Genomic DNA, 14355 nt, shown 5'->3' with positions numbered 1-14355 from the left:
GCAAGAACTAAATAATTATGAAAGTGGTAAAGAGTTTTATTTTCTGTTTTAAAAAACAGGTAGATTTACTTAAAGAAAAAACAAGTTAGTTTTTCCATTCTAATGATTCTACCAAACGTGAAATATCTTCTTTAATATAAGCGACTGCAGGTAAAAGTGAATCGTAGTTTGGTTTTATATAAAAATACAAAGAGCCTTTTATAAAATTATTTGTACTGTCTGTAATATGAAATTGTATTTGAGAAGCTGCGTTTCCGGTAATTTCATACATGCTTCCAAAAACTCTTTTATTAGAGTTTACAAAGTCTTTCGGAATAATTTGTTCTGCTTTTACAGTATGTTTAAAAACCAATTTTTCTGCCTCTGTTAAAAGTTCTTTTAAGTTTTTATTTACTGGTCTGTAGGTAATATCTATAGATGCTTTTAAGTTTGGGTATTTAATTTTTAACCAATTATTTGTCTCGTTAATTACAGTTGTGTTTTTTAAAATATCAAAAGAATAAGGTCTCTCTAGTTTTAGTTTTTCGTAAGATTTTTTAGGATATGTTAAACTCAAATACGCTTTTGGTTTTGGTAAAACATCTTCTTTACAAGAAATAAAAAAAATGAAGAAAATCAATAAAAAAATGTTACGCATTTCTGGTAGCTTTAACTTGTTTAATGCGTTTTTTGTCTAACGCTTCAATAGTAAACGTATAATTCTTGAAGTTTATTTTCTCTCCTTTTTTAGGAAATTTACCTGAGATCTCTAAAATAAATCCAGCCAAAGTTTCACTTTCACCTTTTTCTTCTTCAAAAATGGCTTCATCTTCATCATCTAAAACTCTACAAAAATCTTTGATAGAAGTTTTTCCTTCAAAAATATAGTTGTTGGCATCTATTTTAGAATATTGTAAATCATCATCATCAAATTCATCATTTATATCACCAACAATTTCTTCAATAACATCTTCTAAAGTCACCAAGCCACTTGTTCCTCCATATTCATCAACAACGATTGCAAGGTGGTTTTTTCTTTCTCTAAAATCTCCCAATAAATCATCTAATTTTTTGTTTTCTGGCACAAAAAAGGGTTCACGTAGTAATTCTTGCCATTTAAAAGTTGATTTATTTAAATGTGCTAATAAATCTTTAGCATATAAAACACCTGTAATATTATCTATATTTTCTTTGTAAACCGGGTTTCTAGAGTATCCGTTTTTTAAAATTTTGTCAAGAACAATATCATAATTTTCTTCATCAGATATTGCAAAAATATCTATTCGAGGCTTCATAATTTGTACGGTTTCTGTGTTTCCGAAATTTACAATTCCTTCTAAAATTTTTTGCTCATCTTTTGTAGTAGCGCCTTCAGATGTTAGCTCTAATGCTTGGGACAATGTTTCTACAGAAAAGTTAGAGTTTTTGCTTCCCAATTTTTTTTCAATCCACTTTGTTAGTGTAATTAAGGGCAAACTAAATGGCGTTAATATAATGTTTATAGCATGAATAAATTTAGACATTATTTTAGAAAATCGAAGTGCATTTCTAGAGGCATATACTTTTGGTAAAACCTCTCCGAACAAAAGAATTAAGAAGGTAACTAAAACAATTTCTAATAAAAAACGAACAGGAATTGTAAAGAAATACAAGCTTAATTGATAGTTAAAATGACCAAATAAAGTTTCTGCTAAAGATGCAAAAAGTAAAACAATTAAAATATTTATAAAGTTATTTGTAATTAAAATTGTAGCGAGTAATTTTCTAGGTTTTTCTAATAAAGTAACAACAATGTTTTTGTCTTTTCCGTTGTTAGAAAGTTCGTTTAAATCGGTTTGAGAAAGAGAGAAAAATGCAACTTCTGTTCCAGAAACTAAGGCAGAACAAATTAATAAAACAATTAATACAACTCCGTTAAATACAGTTAACAAATCTATAGAGGCTAAAAGTAAAAACAAAATTTCGGGATCTGGGTCCAAATGTTATAATTTTGGTTAGTTAAAATGGTAAATCATCATTTTCTTCTGGAGCAACAGTTTTTGGTGCTGGACTAGAAGGTTGTTTTTGAGTTGGTTGAGGACTGTTTGTGTTTTCTGGATTTCTTTTGGTAGAAAGCATCGTCATTTCATTTACTTGAACCTCTGTAGAATAACGTTTTACTCCATCTTGTTCCCACTGACGATTTTTCAATTTTCCTTCAACATAAACTTTATCTCCTTTGGTTAAATATTTTTCGCAAACTTTTGCCAATCCATTTCTAACAACAATATTATGCCAATCAGTTGTAGTAACTTTTTCTCCTGTTTGTTTATTGGTGTAACTTTCGCTGGTTGCAATAGGAAAACGTCCAACACAATTTTGATCATCAAAATAATGCATTTTAACATCATCACCTAAATTACCTATTAAAATTACTTTATTTATTGTTCCTGCCATAACTTCTGTATTTCTACATCAAAAGTACTAAAAATATCAATTACTTTTTTTGTTGAAATGCTTCTAAAAAATTGGCAATTAAAATAGGAACAGGATATTTTTCAATTTCATCCCAATTTATGTTTACTTCGGATGAATTTTCGGTTTCTACAATCCAGAATTGTGTATGTAAATGTTGGTGTGATAATTTATGTACAATGTCTTTTTTGTTGAAAAGTGAAATAGTAGTTGTAGAAGGAAATAAATTAATAAATTCTTCGGATGAAATCAGTTCTTCTTTGTTAATGGTTTTCTCTTTTTCAATTAATGGAAATTGATACAAACCTTGCCAAATGCCTTTTCCAGTTCTTTCTGATAAAATTGTTTTATGATCATCGGTTTTAATCACTAAAAAATTAAAATAGCGTTTTCTAACTTTTATTTTTTTCTCTTTTACAGGAAGTTCTTTGATGAGTTTTTTTTCTAAAGCCACACAACTATCAGCAAAAGGACAAGTTTCACAAAGCGGATTTTGAGGTTTACAGTGAAGCGCACCAAAATCCATAATTGCTTGGTTAAAATTTCCTGGTTGACGCTCGTCAATTAGACTTTGTGCTAATGTTTTAAACTCTTTAATTCCTGCAGAGGAGTTAATAGGTGTTTTAATTCCGAAATAGCGAGAAAGTACTCTGTAAACATTTCCATCTACAACTGCAGTGGGTTCGTTAAAGCAAATAGAAGCTATTGCAGAAGCTGTATAATCGCCAATTCCTTTTAATTTTATAATATCTTTATATGTTGATGGAAATTCTCCATTTAATTCATTTGCAATTTGTTTTGCAGAAAAATGGAGGTTTCTTGCTCTAGAATAATAACCCAAACCTTGCCACATTTTTAAAACGGTACTTTCATCTGCTTTAGCAAGATCAAAAACAGTAGGAAAAGTGGTAGTAAATTTTAAATAATAAGACAAACCTTGAGCAACTCTTGTTTGTTGTAACATGATTTCACTCAACCAAATAAAATAAGGGTTTCTGGTACTGCGCCAAGGCAATTCTCTATTGTTTTGTAAATACCAGTATATTAATATGTTAGAAAATTTCATCCTTTTAAAATAGATTTGCAATATTACATTATAAAATTCACATAAATTTAGGTGTTATTATTTTTGGAGTTGATTAATTATCATATATTTGCATCCGCATTTTTGAAATTAAATTAATAAAATAATAGTAAAAATAGAGACATGACGAAAGCAGATATCGTATCAAAAATTTCAGATAAATCAGGAATCGAAAAAACAGATGTATTAGCAACTGTAGAAGCATTCATGACTGAAGTTAAAGATGCATTAGAAAATGGCGATAACGTTTATTTAAGAGGTTTTGGTAGTTTTATTATCAAAACAAGAGCAGAAAAGACAGGTAGAAATATTTCTAAGAATACTACTATTAAGATTCCTGCACACAACATTCCAGCTTTTAAACCAGCTAAAACCTTTACTGAAGGAGTAAAAAGTAAAGTAGTAGTTAAATAACAAAATATTAATCTAAACCTTAATTAGGTTTAATAAACAACAGAACATTATGCCAAGTGGTAAAAAAAGAAAGAGAGCTAAGATCTCTACACACAAAAGAAAGAAAAGAGCTAGAGCAAATAGACACAAGAAAAAGTAAGCATCCGCTTACTTTTTCGTTTATAGTTTAGCGAAAAAACAAAAAGTTCATTGACATAAGAGGTTAAACTAACCTCGCACGGTATTTCAAATACCTGACAATATTAATCCATCTACACAATTATGTGTAGTGTTAAATCCAGTTCAGTATGAAAACAGAATTAATAATTCGTTCAAATTCATCTGATATTGATTTTGCCTTATTAAGGGATGGAAAACTTATTGAATTAAATAATGAAACAACTGGTAACAAATTTTCTGTTGGCGATATTTTTTTAGCCAAAATAGGAAAAGTTTTAACTGGTTTAAATGCAGCCTTTGTAAATGTAGGTTACCCAAAAGATGGGTTTTTACATTATCATGATTTAGGAGCGCAAGTAAACTCATTAAATTCGTTCATTAAGAAAGTAAGCACAGGTAAGTATAAAGAATTCACTTTAAAAAACTTCCGTAAGGAAGAAGACATTAACAAAGACGGTAGTATCAACAATGTACTAAAAACAGGACAAAACCTATTAGTACAGATAGTAAAAGAACCAATTTCTACAAAAGGACCTAGATTAAGTTCGGAGTTGTCTATAGCAGGTAGATTTTTGGTTTTAGTTCCTTTTTCTAACCGAGTTTCTGTTTCTCAAAAAATAGCAGACCCAAAAGAAAAAGAACGTTTAAAAAGATTAGCAAAAAGCATTAAACCTAAAGGTTTTGGTGTTATTTTAAGAACTGTTGCCGAAGGCAAAAAAGTCGCAGAATTAGATAAAGACTTGCAAAACTCTTTAGAACGTTGGGTAAAAATGTGTAAAAGTATACCAAATACAAACACTCCAACAAAAATTTTAAGCGAGTTAAACAGAGCATCTTCTATTTTAAGAGATGTAATGAATGAGTCTTTTACTAGTATTGTAACAAATGATGAAACTTTGAAAATAGAAATTAAAGAGTATTTGCAAGAAATTTATCCTGAAAAGGAAAAAATTGTAAAATTACACAGATCTGAAACTCCTATTTTTGAAAAATATGGAATAGAAAGACAAATTAAAACATCATTTGGAAAAACAGTTTCTATGAGCAAAGGTGCCTATTTAGTTATAGAGCATACTGAAGCTTTACACGTTATTGATGTTAATAGCGGAAACCGTTCTAATAAAGCAGGTTCTCAAGAAGATACGGCATTAGAAGTAAATCTAATTTCAGCTACTGAAATAGCTCGTCAGTTACAACTGCGTGATATGGGAGGAATTATAGTTGTAGATTTTATTGATATGCACAAGGCTGAAAACAGAAATAAACTGTATCAGCATCTTAAAGAGCAAATGGCTTTAGATAGAACAAAGCACAAAATATTACCTCCAAGTAAATTTGGATTGGTACAAATTACAAGACAAAGGGTAAGACCAGAGTTGAGTATAAAAACTACCGAAGCCAACCCAAATTTAAATGGACAAGTAGAAGCTCCTATTGTCTTATTAGACAAATTAGAAGCAGATTTAGAGAAGTTTATGTCAAACTCTAAAAACAATAAAAAAGTACAATTACATGTACATCCATTTATTGCTGCATATCTAACAAAAGGAGTAAATTCTATACGTTTTAAATGGTATTTAAAACACAAAAAGTGGATTACAATTATACCTCGTGACGCTTACACATACTTATATTATAGATTTAAGTCTCCAAAGTCTTAAGTTTTATAATATAAAGGCAATAATTTTTTATCAAAAAACCCCGCAACTTAAAAGTTGTGGGGTTTTGTTTTTTTTAAGAAGTTTTTAAATTGAAAAATCTATACCTTATATTTTAATAAAACCAACTTTTACTCTAAATGCCTGTTATAGTCTGTTGATGACTATTGTTTTTCTTTAATCAAATATATATAAACAGGATAATGATCCGAATAACCACCTGTGTAGTTTCCGTTAGAAAAACTTCTAAAAGGGTATCCTTTATATTTTCCTTTTTTAGTTGTTAAAAAGCGTTTATTAAAGATCATTGCTTTGTACATTTTGTAGGTAGAAAAATCTTTTTCACCTTTATCTAACAGCGGTGAAGTAAAGAAAATCATATCAAATAAGTTTATTTTATCTCTGTATTTTAGAGTGTTAAAACCTCGTCTAAACATATCTTCATAAGGATTGTATAAATCGCCTTCATTTACATTTTTCTTCCTGCTTTTTGTTTTTAAAACATTTTTAAAGCTAGAATTTATAGGATCGTCATTAAAATCTCCCATAATTAAAATTTTTGCATTAGGATCCTGAGTTCTAACTTGCTTAATAATCTTTAAATTTTGATAAGCAGCTTTTTCTCTTGATGGTCTACTTGCAGCTTCACCACCTCTTCTAGAAGGCCAATGATTTACAATTACATGTATCAATTCATCATCTAAATAACCAGAAACTAAAAGCTGGTCTCTTGTATAAACTTTAAAGTTATCCCTATAAATGTTTGGATTAAAAGCTTCATGATGAATTGGTTTAAAGTACTTTTTTTGATATAAAAAAGCAACATCTATTCCTCTTTTGTCTGGTGAATCGTAATGTATAATTCCGTAATCATTTTTTACCAAATGCTTAGATTTTACTAAATCTTCTAAAACATTTAAATTTTCTATTTCAGAAACACCAATAATTGCAGGACTTGTTTTTGCTTTTTCTTCTCCAATTTGAGCAAGGGTGCTTCCTAATTTATTAATTTTATCCCAATAAACTTTAGATCTATTGAACTTCAATTCCATTATTGGGCTTTTTTCATCTTCTTTAGTAACATCATTAATAGTGTCAAATAAGTTTTCTAGATTATAAAAAGCGATAGTTCTAATATTATATTTTTTTCCATTTTTCTGAGAAAAACCTAAAGTTATTGAAAAGGAAAAAATAAAAAGCAAAAATATTTTCTTACTCATTTTGGGGATTTTGTGTTCGTGTAAAAGTAATAAATTAAAGCTATTTTATACGTTAAGAAATTTCAAAATTCTATGATATAATTTTTTTTCACTAAATTGAAGTGCTATTTAGAAAAAAGAAAAATTTATTTTATGAAAAAAATTGTTATGGCAACTTGTTTGCTATTAGCCCCGTTTATTGGGTTTAATAGTCAAAACATAGTAAAAGGAATTGTTGTAGACAACGATTCTGAAAAACCACTCCAAGGAGTTTTAGTTAAATTTAAAAACACACTTCTGAGCAAAACTACAGATTCAGAAGGCGCTTTTTTATTTAAAAACCTTACACAAGGTAAATATCTTTTAGAAGTAAATTTTAAGGGTTATGAAACCCAAAATATCTCGTTAGAACTTTTCGATAAAACTTTAGATTTAGGGATTATTTCACTTTTTAAAGATATTTCTGAAGATCAAGATTTAAGTTTGATTACTATAACAGATGATGAATTAAATGATGATGTAAGTTCTGCTGATAATATTTCTGGGCTTTTACAATCATCAATGGATATTTTTCTTAGAACTGCCGCTTTTGAATTTAGTTCCTCTTTTTTTAGAGTTAAAGGATTAGATTCTTCAAATGGTAAGGTGCTAATTAATGGTATAGAAATGAACAAAATTTATGATGGTAGAGCTCAATGGAGTAATTGGGGAGGTTTGAATGATGTGCTAAGAAATCAAGAGTTTAGAAGTGGTTTAAGTTCTTCAGATGTTACTTTTGGTGGCCTTTTGGGTTCAAAAAACATGAATACTAGAGCATCAGAACAAAGATATGGAACTCGAGTTTCTTATTCTTCATCCAATAGAAGTTACCAACATAGAGTTATGGCTACTCATGCTACAGGAATCATAAAAAATGGTTGGGCTTTTACTTTTTCTGGAAGTAGAAGAGCAGGAAATGAAGGTTTTAATGAGGCTACATCTTACAGTGCAAATTCCTTTTTTGCATCTATAGAGAAAAAACTAACGGATAAGAGTAGTATTAATTTTACAGGAATTTTTACACCAAACAGAAGAGGAAAATCTTCTCCAAACACACAAGAAGTTTTTGATTTAAAAGGAATAAAGTATAATGATTATTGGGGTTTTTTAAACGGAAAAAAAACAAACTCAAGAATTAAAGAAGTAAGTGAGCCCATTATAATGTTAAATCATTATTGGGATATTTCTGATAAGACATCTATAAATACAAATATTGCATATCAATTTGGTAAGATTGGTAATAGTAGAATTGATTATAACGCAGGTTCAAACCCTAGTCCTACTTACTATCAAACATTACCAAGTTATTTTTTAAGAAATGATAATTATGAAAAAGCTTATGACGCTCAGAATAACTTTTTAAATGATGGGCAAATAAACTGGATTCGAATTTTTGATGCAAATAGTATAAATGCAAGTTCTAATTTAGAGAATGCTTATGTACTTTATGAAGATAGAAATGATGATAAACAACTTTCTATAAATACAATTTTAAGTAAAGAAATAAATAATAATATTTTATTAAATGGTAAAGTTGGGTTAAAACGATTGCAATCTCAAAATTTTGCAGAAGTGATAGATTTGTTAGGAGGTAAAGGGTATTTAGATATTGATCCTTTTGGAGCAACTGAAAATGAAAAACAAAATAACCTATTAAATCCAAATAGAATAGTTGGTGTTGGAGATAAGTTCAAGTATAATTTCAATTTAAATTCTACGATTATTTCTGCTTTTGCACAAGCTCAGTTTAATTATAATAAAATTGATTTTTATACAGCTGTAAATTTTTCTAATACAACACATCAAAGAGAAGGTTTGTATAAAAATGGAGGTTTTCCTGATAAATCTTTAGGGAAATCAAAAGAACAAAAGTTTACAAATTATGGTATTAAAACTGGAGGGACTTATAAAATTACAGGTCGTCATTTAGTAGATGTTAATGTTGGCTATTTAACGAATGCGCCAACAATTAGAAACACTTTTTCAAACTCTAGAGAAAACAATAATGAAGTGTTTGATTTACAAAGTGAAAAAACACTTTCATCAGATATTAGCTATGTTTTTAGAAATCCAATAATTACATCAAAAGTTACAGCGTATTATACATCAATAAAAGATGCCACAGAAATTTCGTTTTATTTTGCTGATGGAGTTGGTGGAGATAACACTGCTTTTGTACAAGAAATTCTTTCAGGAATTGATAAAAAACATTTGGGCTTAGAATTAGGATTAGAAGCACAACTAACATCAACATTTAAACTAAAAGGAGCAGCATCTATTGGTCAGTTTACCTATGATAATAATCCAAATTTAGAATTAACCACAGAAGCAGATACCGAATCTTTAGTAGCGGGTTTTGTAGATGGATCTAAAGATTTTGGAGAAGCTAATCTTAAGAATTATAAATTGGCTGCAGGACCACAAAATGCCTATTCTTTTGGATTTGAATACAGAGATCCAAATTATTGGTGGTTTGGAGCAACCGTAAACTTTTTCAGTAATACATTTATAGATATTTCACCATTAAATAGATCTAAGAATTTTTATTTAGATGATGATGGATTGCCTTTTTTGGATTACGATACAACGATTGCAAAAGAACTTTTAAAGCAAGAGAAGTTTGATGATTATTCAGTTGTAAACCTTGTTGCAGGTAAGTCTCTAAAAATTAATAAATATTATATAAGTGTATTTGCAACTGTAAATAACTTATTGAATAAAACGTATAAATCAGGAGGATTTGAGCAAGGCAGAAATGCAAACTACAGACAATTAAAAGAAGATAAATCTCTAGATAAACCAGTTTTTGGAAGTAAGTATTGGTATGGAAGAGGAACAACATATTTTTTGAACGTAAGTGTAAGTTTTTAATAAAAATTTTAAAAAAAAAGAGAAAATGAAAACAAATAAAATATACAATTTAATACTACTCATTTTAGTGAGTACTTCTTTTATTATGTGTGTAGAAGAAGGAGATTTTACAATTCCAGAAAGTTTAGGAGTGGAAGAAAATGAAGATGTAGTTAAAATTTTAGACAGTATTAAATCAGAATTACTTCAGGATAAAAAAATAAAAGAATTAAAACAATTATATATAACTGGCAATAATCCGGTAGAAATTACATCTAATATTGTTGTAAAAGGATATGTAGTTTCTTCTGATAAATCAGGAAATTTTTACAAAGAATTTTATATGCAAGATACTCCAGAAAATCCAACTGCGGGAATAAAAATTTCACTTAATTTAAGCAATAGTTATAACAAGTTTAATGTTGGTAGAGAGATTTACATTCGTTTAAAAGGGTTGTATATAGGTGAATCAAATTCTGGTGACGGAATAATAACAATCGGTGGAAAAGTAAAGTCTACAGATGCAACAGAAGTTGATAATATTACTGTAAATCAAATACCAAATCATATTTATAGGTCAGAAATCACTAAAGAAATTACACCAAAAGTTGTTGACTTTGCTTCAGTAAATGACAGTTATATTGGGACTTTTATAACGCTAGAAAATGTTTTTTTCGAACCTAATTTACTTGGTAAATCTTATGTTGATCCAAAAGAAGATTTTGATACCCAACGAAAAATTCAAACTTGTTTAGGTTTGGGTTACGATGAGTTGTTATTAGAAACGAGTTCTTTTTCTCGTTTTGCAAACGAAACTTTACCAGAAAAAGCAGGAAGTATAAATGCAATCGTTTCTAAAGATTTTGGAGGAAATTTTATTGTATTAACTTTAAATGATACCAATGATGTTGATATGAGTGATGAAAGATGTTCTCCTTTACCAATAGAAGATTTTACAACAATTTTATTAGAAGAAAATTTCGACGATCAATCTGGAGATATATCTGTTACAAATTGGATTAATTATAGAGAAGTTGGAACAAAATCTTGGAGGTCGTATACAGATTCGTATTCGCAAAGTAAAGCTGCTAGAATTGGTTCTAGTAATTCTAATGATGACAGCACAATTACATGGTTAATTACAGATAGTTTTAATTTAGATACAACTTCTCAAGAATTTTTATCTTTTCAAACTTCCAATAGTTTTGCAAATGGCAGCGAATTAGAAGTACTCATTTCAACAGATTTTGATGGAGATAAAAACAATATAAATATTGGAACTTGGAATATTTTACCAGCAAAAATTGTTTCTGATGGAGAGAATTTTAAAAATTGGGTGCATTCTACTTATGTAGACTTGTCAAATTATTCTGGTACTGCATATATTGCTTTTAAGTATACAGGAAATGGAAATGTAAATTTTGATGGAACTTATGAGTTAGATAATGTAATAATTAATGCAAAATAATAGCCTTATAAATATTTAGGTGTTTTTCCTCTTTCAGAAATTTCTAATAAAATATAATTTTGAGAAAAAGAAAATTATATGAAAACCAATGTTTTAGAAAAGTCAGTTAAAAGCATGAGTAGTTTTAATTTAAATGAAGAATTAAAAGAATTAACTACTAGTGGTATTGTGAATTTTTATTCAAAAAAAGAGAGAGTTATTTTTAATTCTTCTTGGAATGGTGAACGATTAGAAATAGCTGTTTATGGAGTTTATAAAATATCTTGGGGTTTTTATCAAAACTCTATTTACTCTTTTTATAAAGATGTAAAAACAGAATTAGGATTGTTAATTAATAGTAAAAGTCATGATGAGAAAGCAGAGATATCTATTAATACTCCTTGTTTTCATGCAATAAAATCATCACATAAAACACTTACACTTTTATTAAGGGAAAACGAAAATTTATCTTTGAATGCAGAGGTTTTTAATGCTGAAAATTTAATCATGAAAAATGTTTATTTAAAAGTAGAAAAGTTAAATATTGAAGATTATAATAAATTCGGATACGAAAATTAGATTGTATAATTATTTGTTGATAATGAAAGACGCTTCAATTTAAATTGAAGCGTTTTTCTTATTTTTACAGCATGAAAAAAATTGAGCATATAGGTATTGCTGTAAAAGATTTAGAAAAATCAAATGAGTTATTTGCGTCACTTTTCGGAAAACCTCATTACAAAGTTGAGGAAGTTCTTTCTGAAGGAGTAAAAACATCTTTCTTTAAATCTGGGCCAAATAAGATTGAATTGTTAGAAGGAACAACTGCAGAAAGTCCAATAACTAAATTTATAGAGAAAAAAGGAGAAGGAATTCATCATATTGCATTTGCTGTTGATGATATAGAAGCAGAAATAAAAAGACTTCAAAAAGAAGGTTTTATTGTTTTAAATGAAACGCCAAAAAAAGGTGCAGACAACAAACTAGTAGCTTTTTTACATCCAAAATCTACAAATGGTGTTCTTATAGAATTGTGCCAAGAGATCGAATAGTTAAAATACTGCCAACTCTTACTGTCAACTGCTTTCTAATTATTATCTTGCAAGCCTAAAAATCAATCTAAAATATGTCTTCCAAATTTGATTCTTATCAAAAACGACGACTGCAATCTTCTTACTTTTCAGTAGTAATAAGTATTGCTTTGGTACTTTTTATGGTTGGTATTTTAGGATTAGTTTTATTAAAATCTACTTTAGTTGCAAATCGTGTTAAAGAAAAAGTAGCAATTACTTTATTTTTAAAAGATGATGTTTCTTCCAAAAACAGAAATGATTTGAAAGCTTCTTTACAAAAAGAAGCGTTTACAAAAAGAATTATTTACACAAGTAAAGAAAAAGCTGCAAAAATTTATAGCAAAGAAATTGGCGAAGATTTTTTAATGTTTTTAGGGAAGAATCCATTAAAAAATGGAATTGATGTTTATCTAAAAGCCGATTTTGTTACTCCAGAAAAAATGCAAGAGTTAGAAGAACGTTTTCAAAAAAATGCATTTATCGCAGACGTTTCTTATGATAAACCCTTGATTAACTTGTTAACTAAAAATATTAAAAGAATTAGTTTTTGGTTGCTAGTTGTAAGTGCATTTTTTGGTTTAGTAGCAATGATTTTAATTAATAGTTCTATTAGATTATCAATTTATTCTAAGCGTTTTAATATCAAAACCATGCAAATGGTTGGAGCAACTAAAGGTTTTATTAGAAGACCATTTATTTGGCAAAGTATTAAATTAGGAACTCTTGGTGCTTTAATTGCTCTTCTAGGATTAGCCGTAATTGTTTATTATGTAGATAAATATGCACCAAGTTTAGAGTTACTTAAAGATTACATTACCTTAGGATATTTGGTTGGAGGCGTTTTAATTTCAGCTTTTTTAATTACTTGGATAAGTACTTATTTTGCAACACAACGCTTTTTAAACTTACAAACAGACGAACTTTATTATTAATAATATGGAAAACGAAAATATACAAAAACCAAGCTTTTTATTTGGTAAAAGAAATTATATCATCATGATTGTTGGTCTTATCTTTATTGCACTAGGCTTTATATTTATGGCTGGAGGAGGAAGTGATAATCCAGCAATTTTTAATGAAGAAATATACAATTGGCAACGAATTCGTTTAGCACCAACATTAGTAATTATTGGGTTAGGTATTGAAATTTATGCAATTTTAGCAAATCCTAAGAAATAAGAATGGACGTTTTAGAAGCAATTATTTTAGGAATTATTCAAGGTTTAACAGAATTTTTACCAGTTTCTTCAAGTGGGCATTTAGAGCTTGCAAAAGCAATTTTAGGAGATACTTCTGTGCCAGAAGAAAGCTTAACTTTTACAGTAGTTTTACATTTTGCAACAGCATTAAGTACACTTGTTATTTTTAGAAAAGAAGTGGCAGAAATTTTTAAAGGCTTATTTCAATTTAAATGGAATGATGAATTAAAATTTTCATTAAAAATTATTCTATCAATGATTCCTGCAGTATTTGTAGGATTGCTTTTTGAAGAACAATTAGAATCATTTTTTGGAGGAAAAATTTTACTAGTAGGAGTTATGTTATTAGTAACTGCTGTACTTTTATTGTTAGCTGATAAAGCAAAAAACACGAATAAAGAAGTTACATTTTCTAATTCTGTAATTATTGGAATATCTCAAGCAGTTGCTATGTTGCCTGGTATTTCTAGATCAGGTGCAACAATTTCTACTTCTGTTTTATTAGGAATTGATAGAACTAGAGCTGCACGTTTTTCTTTTTTAATGGTTGTTCCTTTAATTTTTGGGAAAATAGGAAAAGATTTATTAGGTGGTGATATTAGTTTTCAATCTTCAGAAATTATACCAATTTCTGCTGGTTTTATAGCTGCTTTTTTAGCAGGTTTATTGGCTTGTAAATGGATGATTGCTTTGGTTAAAAAAAGTAAATTATCATACTTTTCTTTATACTGTGCAATAGTAGGTTTTATTGCAATTGGTTATGCAGTTTTTAATTAATACTGAATAAATTCAGCATAAAT

At 28.5% G+C, this 14355-nt stretch carries 14 protein-coding genes; 9 read left to right on the top strand and 5 right to left on the bottom strand.

The features are described from left to right. Positions 1 to 85: 85 nt before the first annotated feature. Genes gldD through mutY form a run of 4 tightly spaced genes read right to left on the bottom strand, consistent with a single transcriptional unit; the run spans position 86 to position 3499 of the window. Positions 86 to 637, bottom strand: a complete 552-nt coding sequence (gldD, locus tag PHEL85_RS09150) for a gliding motility lipoprotein GldD (protein ID WP_036824262.1) — start codon at positions 635 to 637, stop codon at positions 86 to 88. After that, positions 630 to 1958, bottom strand: a complete 1329-nt coding sequence (locus PHEL85_RS09145; RefSeq protein WP_036824260.1) for a gliding motility-associated protein GldE — start codon at positions 1956 to 1958, stop codon at positions 630 to 632. The genes gldD and PHEL85_RS09145 overlap by 8 nt, the downstream gene beginning before the upstream one ends. Before the next feature lie 19 nt (positions 1959 to 1977). Then, a complete protein-coding gene (locus PHEL85_RS09140; RefSeq protein WP_036824257.1) occupies positions 1978 to 2415 on the bottom strand; it encodes a single-stranded DNA-binding protein in 438 nt (145 codons plus the stop codon). A 40-nt stretch (positions 2416 to 2455) separates the two neighbouring features. Beyond that, the gene (mutY, locus tag PHEL85_RS09135) at positions 2456 to 3499 is read right to left on the bottom strand and encodes an A/G-specific adenine glycosylase (RefSeq protein WP_036824256.1); all 1044 of its coding nucleotides are present in this window, start codon (positions 3497 to 3499) and stop codon (positions 2456 to 2458) included. Between the two features lie 141 nt (positions 3500 to 3640). Here mutY and PHEL85_RS09130 point away from each other — a divergent pair, with 141 nt between their 5' ends. Continuing rightward, positions 3641 to 3931 carry an HU family DNA-binding protein gene (locus PHEL85_RS09130; RefSeq protein WP_036824254.1) on the top strand — a complete coding sequence of 97 codons (291 nt, stop codon included), beginning with the start codon at positions 3641 to 3643 and terminating at the stop codon, positions 3929 to 3931. 287 nt (positions 3932 to 4218) lie between these two features. Further along, on the top strand, positions 4219 to 5751 hold the full coding sequence (locus PHEL85_RS09125; RefSeq protein WP_036824252.1) for an Rne/Rng family ribonuclease: 1533 nt from the start codon (positions 4219 to 4221) through the stop codon (positions 5749 to 5751). Between the two features lie 161 nt (positions 5752 to 5912). Here the strand turns inward: PHEL85_RS09125 and PHEL85_RS09120 are convergent, their stop codons facing one another. Then, entirely contained in the window at positions 5913 to 6968 is a 1056-nt protein-coding gene (locus PHEL85_RS09120; protein WP_036824249.1) for an endonuclease/exonuclease/phosphatase family protein, read from the bottom strand. 132 nt (positions 6969 to 7100) lie between these two features. Here PHEL85_RS09120 and PHEL85_RS09115 point away from each other — a divergent pair, with 132 nt between their 5' ends. The 7 genes from PHEL85_RS09115 (at position 7101) to PHEL85_RS09085 (ending at position 14332) form a co-directional block, all read left to right on the top strand. Beyond that, entirely contained in the window at positions 7101 to 9857 is a 2757-nt protein-coding gene (locus tag PHEL85_RS09115) for a carboxypeptidase-like regulatory domain-containing protein (RefSeq protein ID WP_036824246.1), read from the top strand. Positions 9858 to 9882: 25 nt separating this feature from the next. Then, entirely contained in the window at positions 9883 to 11304 is a 1422-nt protein-coding gene (locus PHEL85_RS09110) for a DUF5689 domain-containing protein (protein WP_036824244.1), read from the top strand. A 78-nt stretch (positions 11305 to 11382) separates the two neighbouring features. Next, a complete protein-coding gene (locus PHEL85_RS09105; protein ID WP_036824241.1) occupies positions 11383 to 11862 on the top strand; it encodes a hypothetical protein in 480 nt (159 codons plus the stop codon). 71 nt (positions 11863 to 11933) lie between these two features. After that, entirely contained in the window at positions 11934 to 12335 is a 402-nt protein-coding gene (gene mce / locus PHEL85_RS09100) for a methylmalonyl-CoA epimerase (RefSeq protein WP_036824239.1), read from the top strand. A 74-nt stretch (positions 12336 to 12409) separates the two neighbouring features. Further along, the gene (locus PHEL85_RS09095; RefSeq protein WP_036824236.1) at positions 12410 to 13288 is read left to right on the top strand and encodes a cell division protein FtsX; all 879 of its coding nucleotides are present in this window, start codon (positions 12410 to 12412) and stop codon (positions 13286 to 13288) included. Between the two features lie 4 nt (positions 13289 to 13292). Continuing rightward, on the top strand, positions 13293 to 13535 hold the full coding sequence (locus PHEL85_RS09090) for a DUF3098 domain-containing protein (RefSeq protein WP_036824234.1): 243 nt from the start codon (positions 13293 to 13295) through the stop codon (positions 13533 to 13535). A gap of 2 nt (positions 13536 to 13537) precedes the next feature. Further along, positions 13538 to 14332 (top strand): undecaprenyl-diphosphate phosphatase, encoded by a 795-nt coding sequence (locus PHEL85_RS09085; protein WP_036824231.1) that lies wholly within the window; start codon positions 13538 to 13540, stop codon positions 14330 to 14332. The last annotated feature ends 23 nt before the right edge of the window (positions 14333 to 14355 follow it).

The organism is Polaribacter sp. Hel1_85 (genome assembly GCF_000766795.1).
Taxonomy (GTDB): domain Bacteria; phylum Bacteroidota; class Bacteroidia; order Flavobacteriales; family Flavobacteriaceae; genus Polaribacter.
Note: the sequence above shows the minus strand (reverse complement) of the source record. Positions and strands in the feature narration are given on the sequence as shown.

Coding starts and splice junctions, on each gene's coding strand:
- gldD (WP_036824262.1), bottom strand. CDS start 637: ATGCGTAACATTTTTTTATTGATTTTCTTCATTTTTTTTATTTCTTGT.
- PHEL85_RS09140 (WP_036824257.1), bottom strand. CDS start 2,415: ATGGCAGGAACAATAAATAAAGTAATTTTAATAGGTAATTTAGGTGAT.
- mutY (WP_036824256.1), bottom strand. CDS start 3,499: ATGAAATTTTCTAACATATTAATATACTGGTATTTACAAAACAATAGA.
- PHEL85_RS09130 (WP_036824254.1), top strand. CDS start 3,641: ATGACGAAAGCAGATATCGTATCAAAAATTTCAGATAAATCAGGAATC.
- PHEL85_RS09125 (WP_036824252.1), top strand. CDS start 4,219: ATGAAAACAGAATTAATAATTCGTTCAAATTCATCTGATATTGATTTT.
- PHEL85_RS09120 (WP_036824249.1), bottom strand. CDS start 6,968: ATGAGTAAGAAAATATTTTTGCTTTTTATTTTTTCCTTTTCAATAACT.
- PHEL85_RS09115 (WP_036824246.1), top strand. CDS start 7,101: ATGAAAAAAATTGTTATGGCAACTTGTTTGCTATTAGCCCCGTTTATT.
- PHEL85_RS09110 (WP_036824244.1), top strand. CDS start 9,883: ATGAAAACAAATAAAATATACAATTTAATACTACTCATTTTAGTGAGT.
- PHEL85_RS09105 (WP_036824241.1), top strand. CDS start 11,383: ATGAAAACCAATGTTTTAGAAAAGTCAGTTAAAAGCATGAGTAGTTTT.
- mce (WP_036824239.1), top strand. CDS start 11,934: ATGAAAAAAATTGAGCATATAGGTATTGCTGTAAAAGATTTAGAAAAA.
- PHEL85_RS09095 (WP_036824236.1), top strand. CDS start 12,410: ATGTCTTCCAAATTTGATTCTTATCAAAAACGACGACTGCAATCTTCT.
- PHEL85_RS09090 (WP_036824234.1), top strand. CDS start 13,293: ATGGAAAACGAAAATATACAAAAACCAAGCTTTTTATTTGGTAAAAGA.
- PHEL85_RS09085 (WP_036824231.1), top strand. CDS start 13,538: ATGGACGTTTTAGAAGCAATTATTTTAGGAATTATTCAAGGTTTAACA.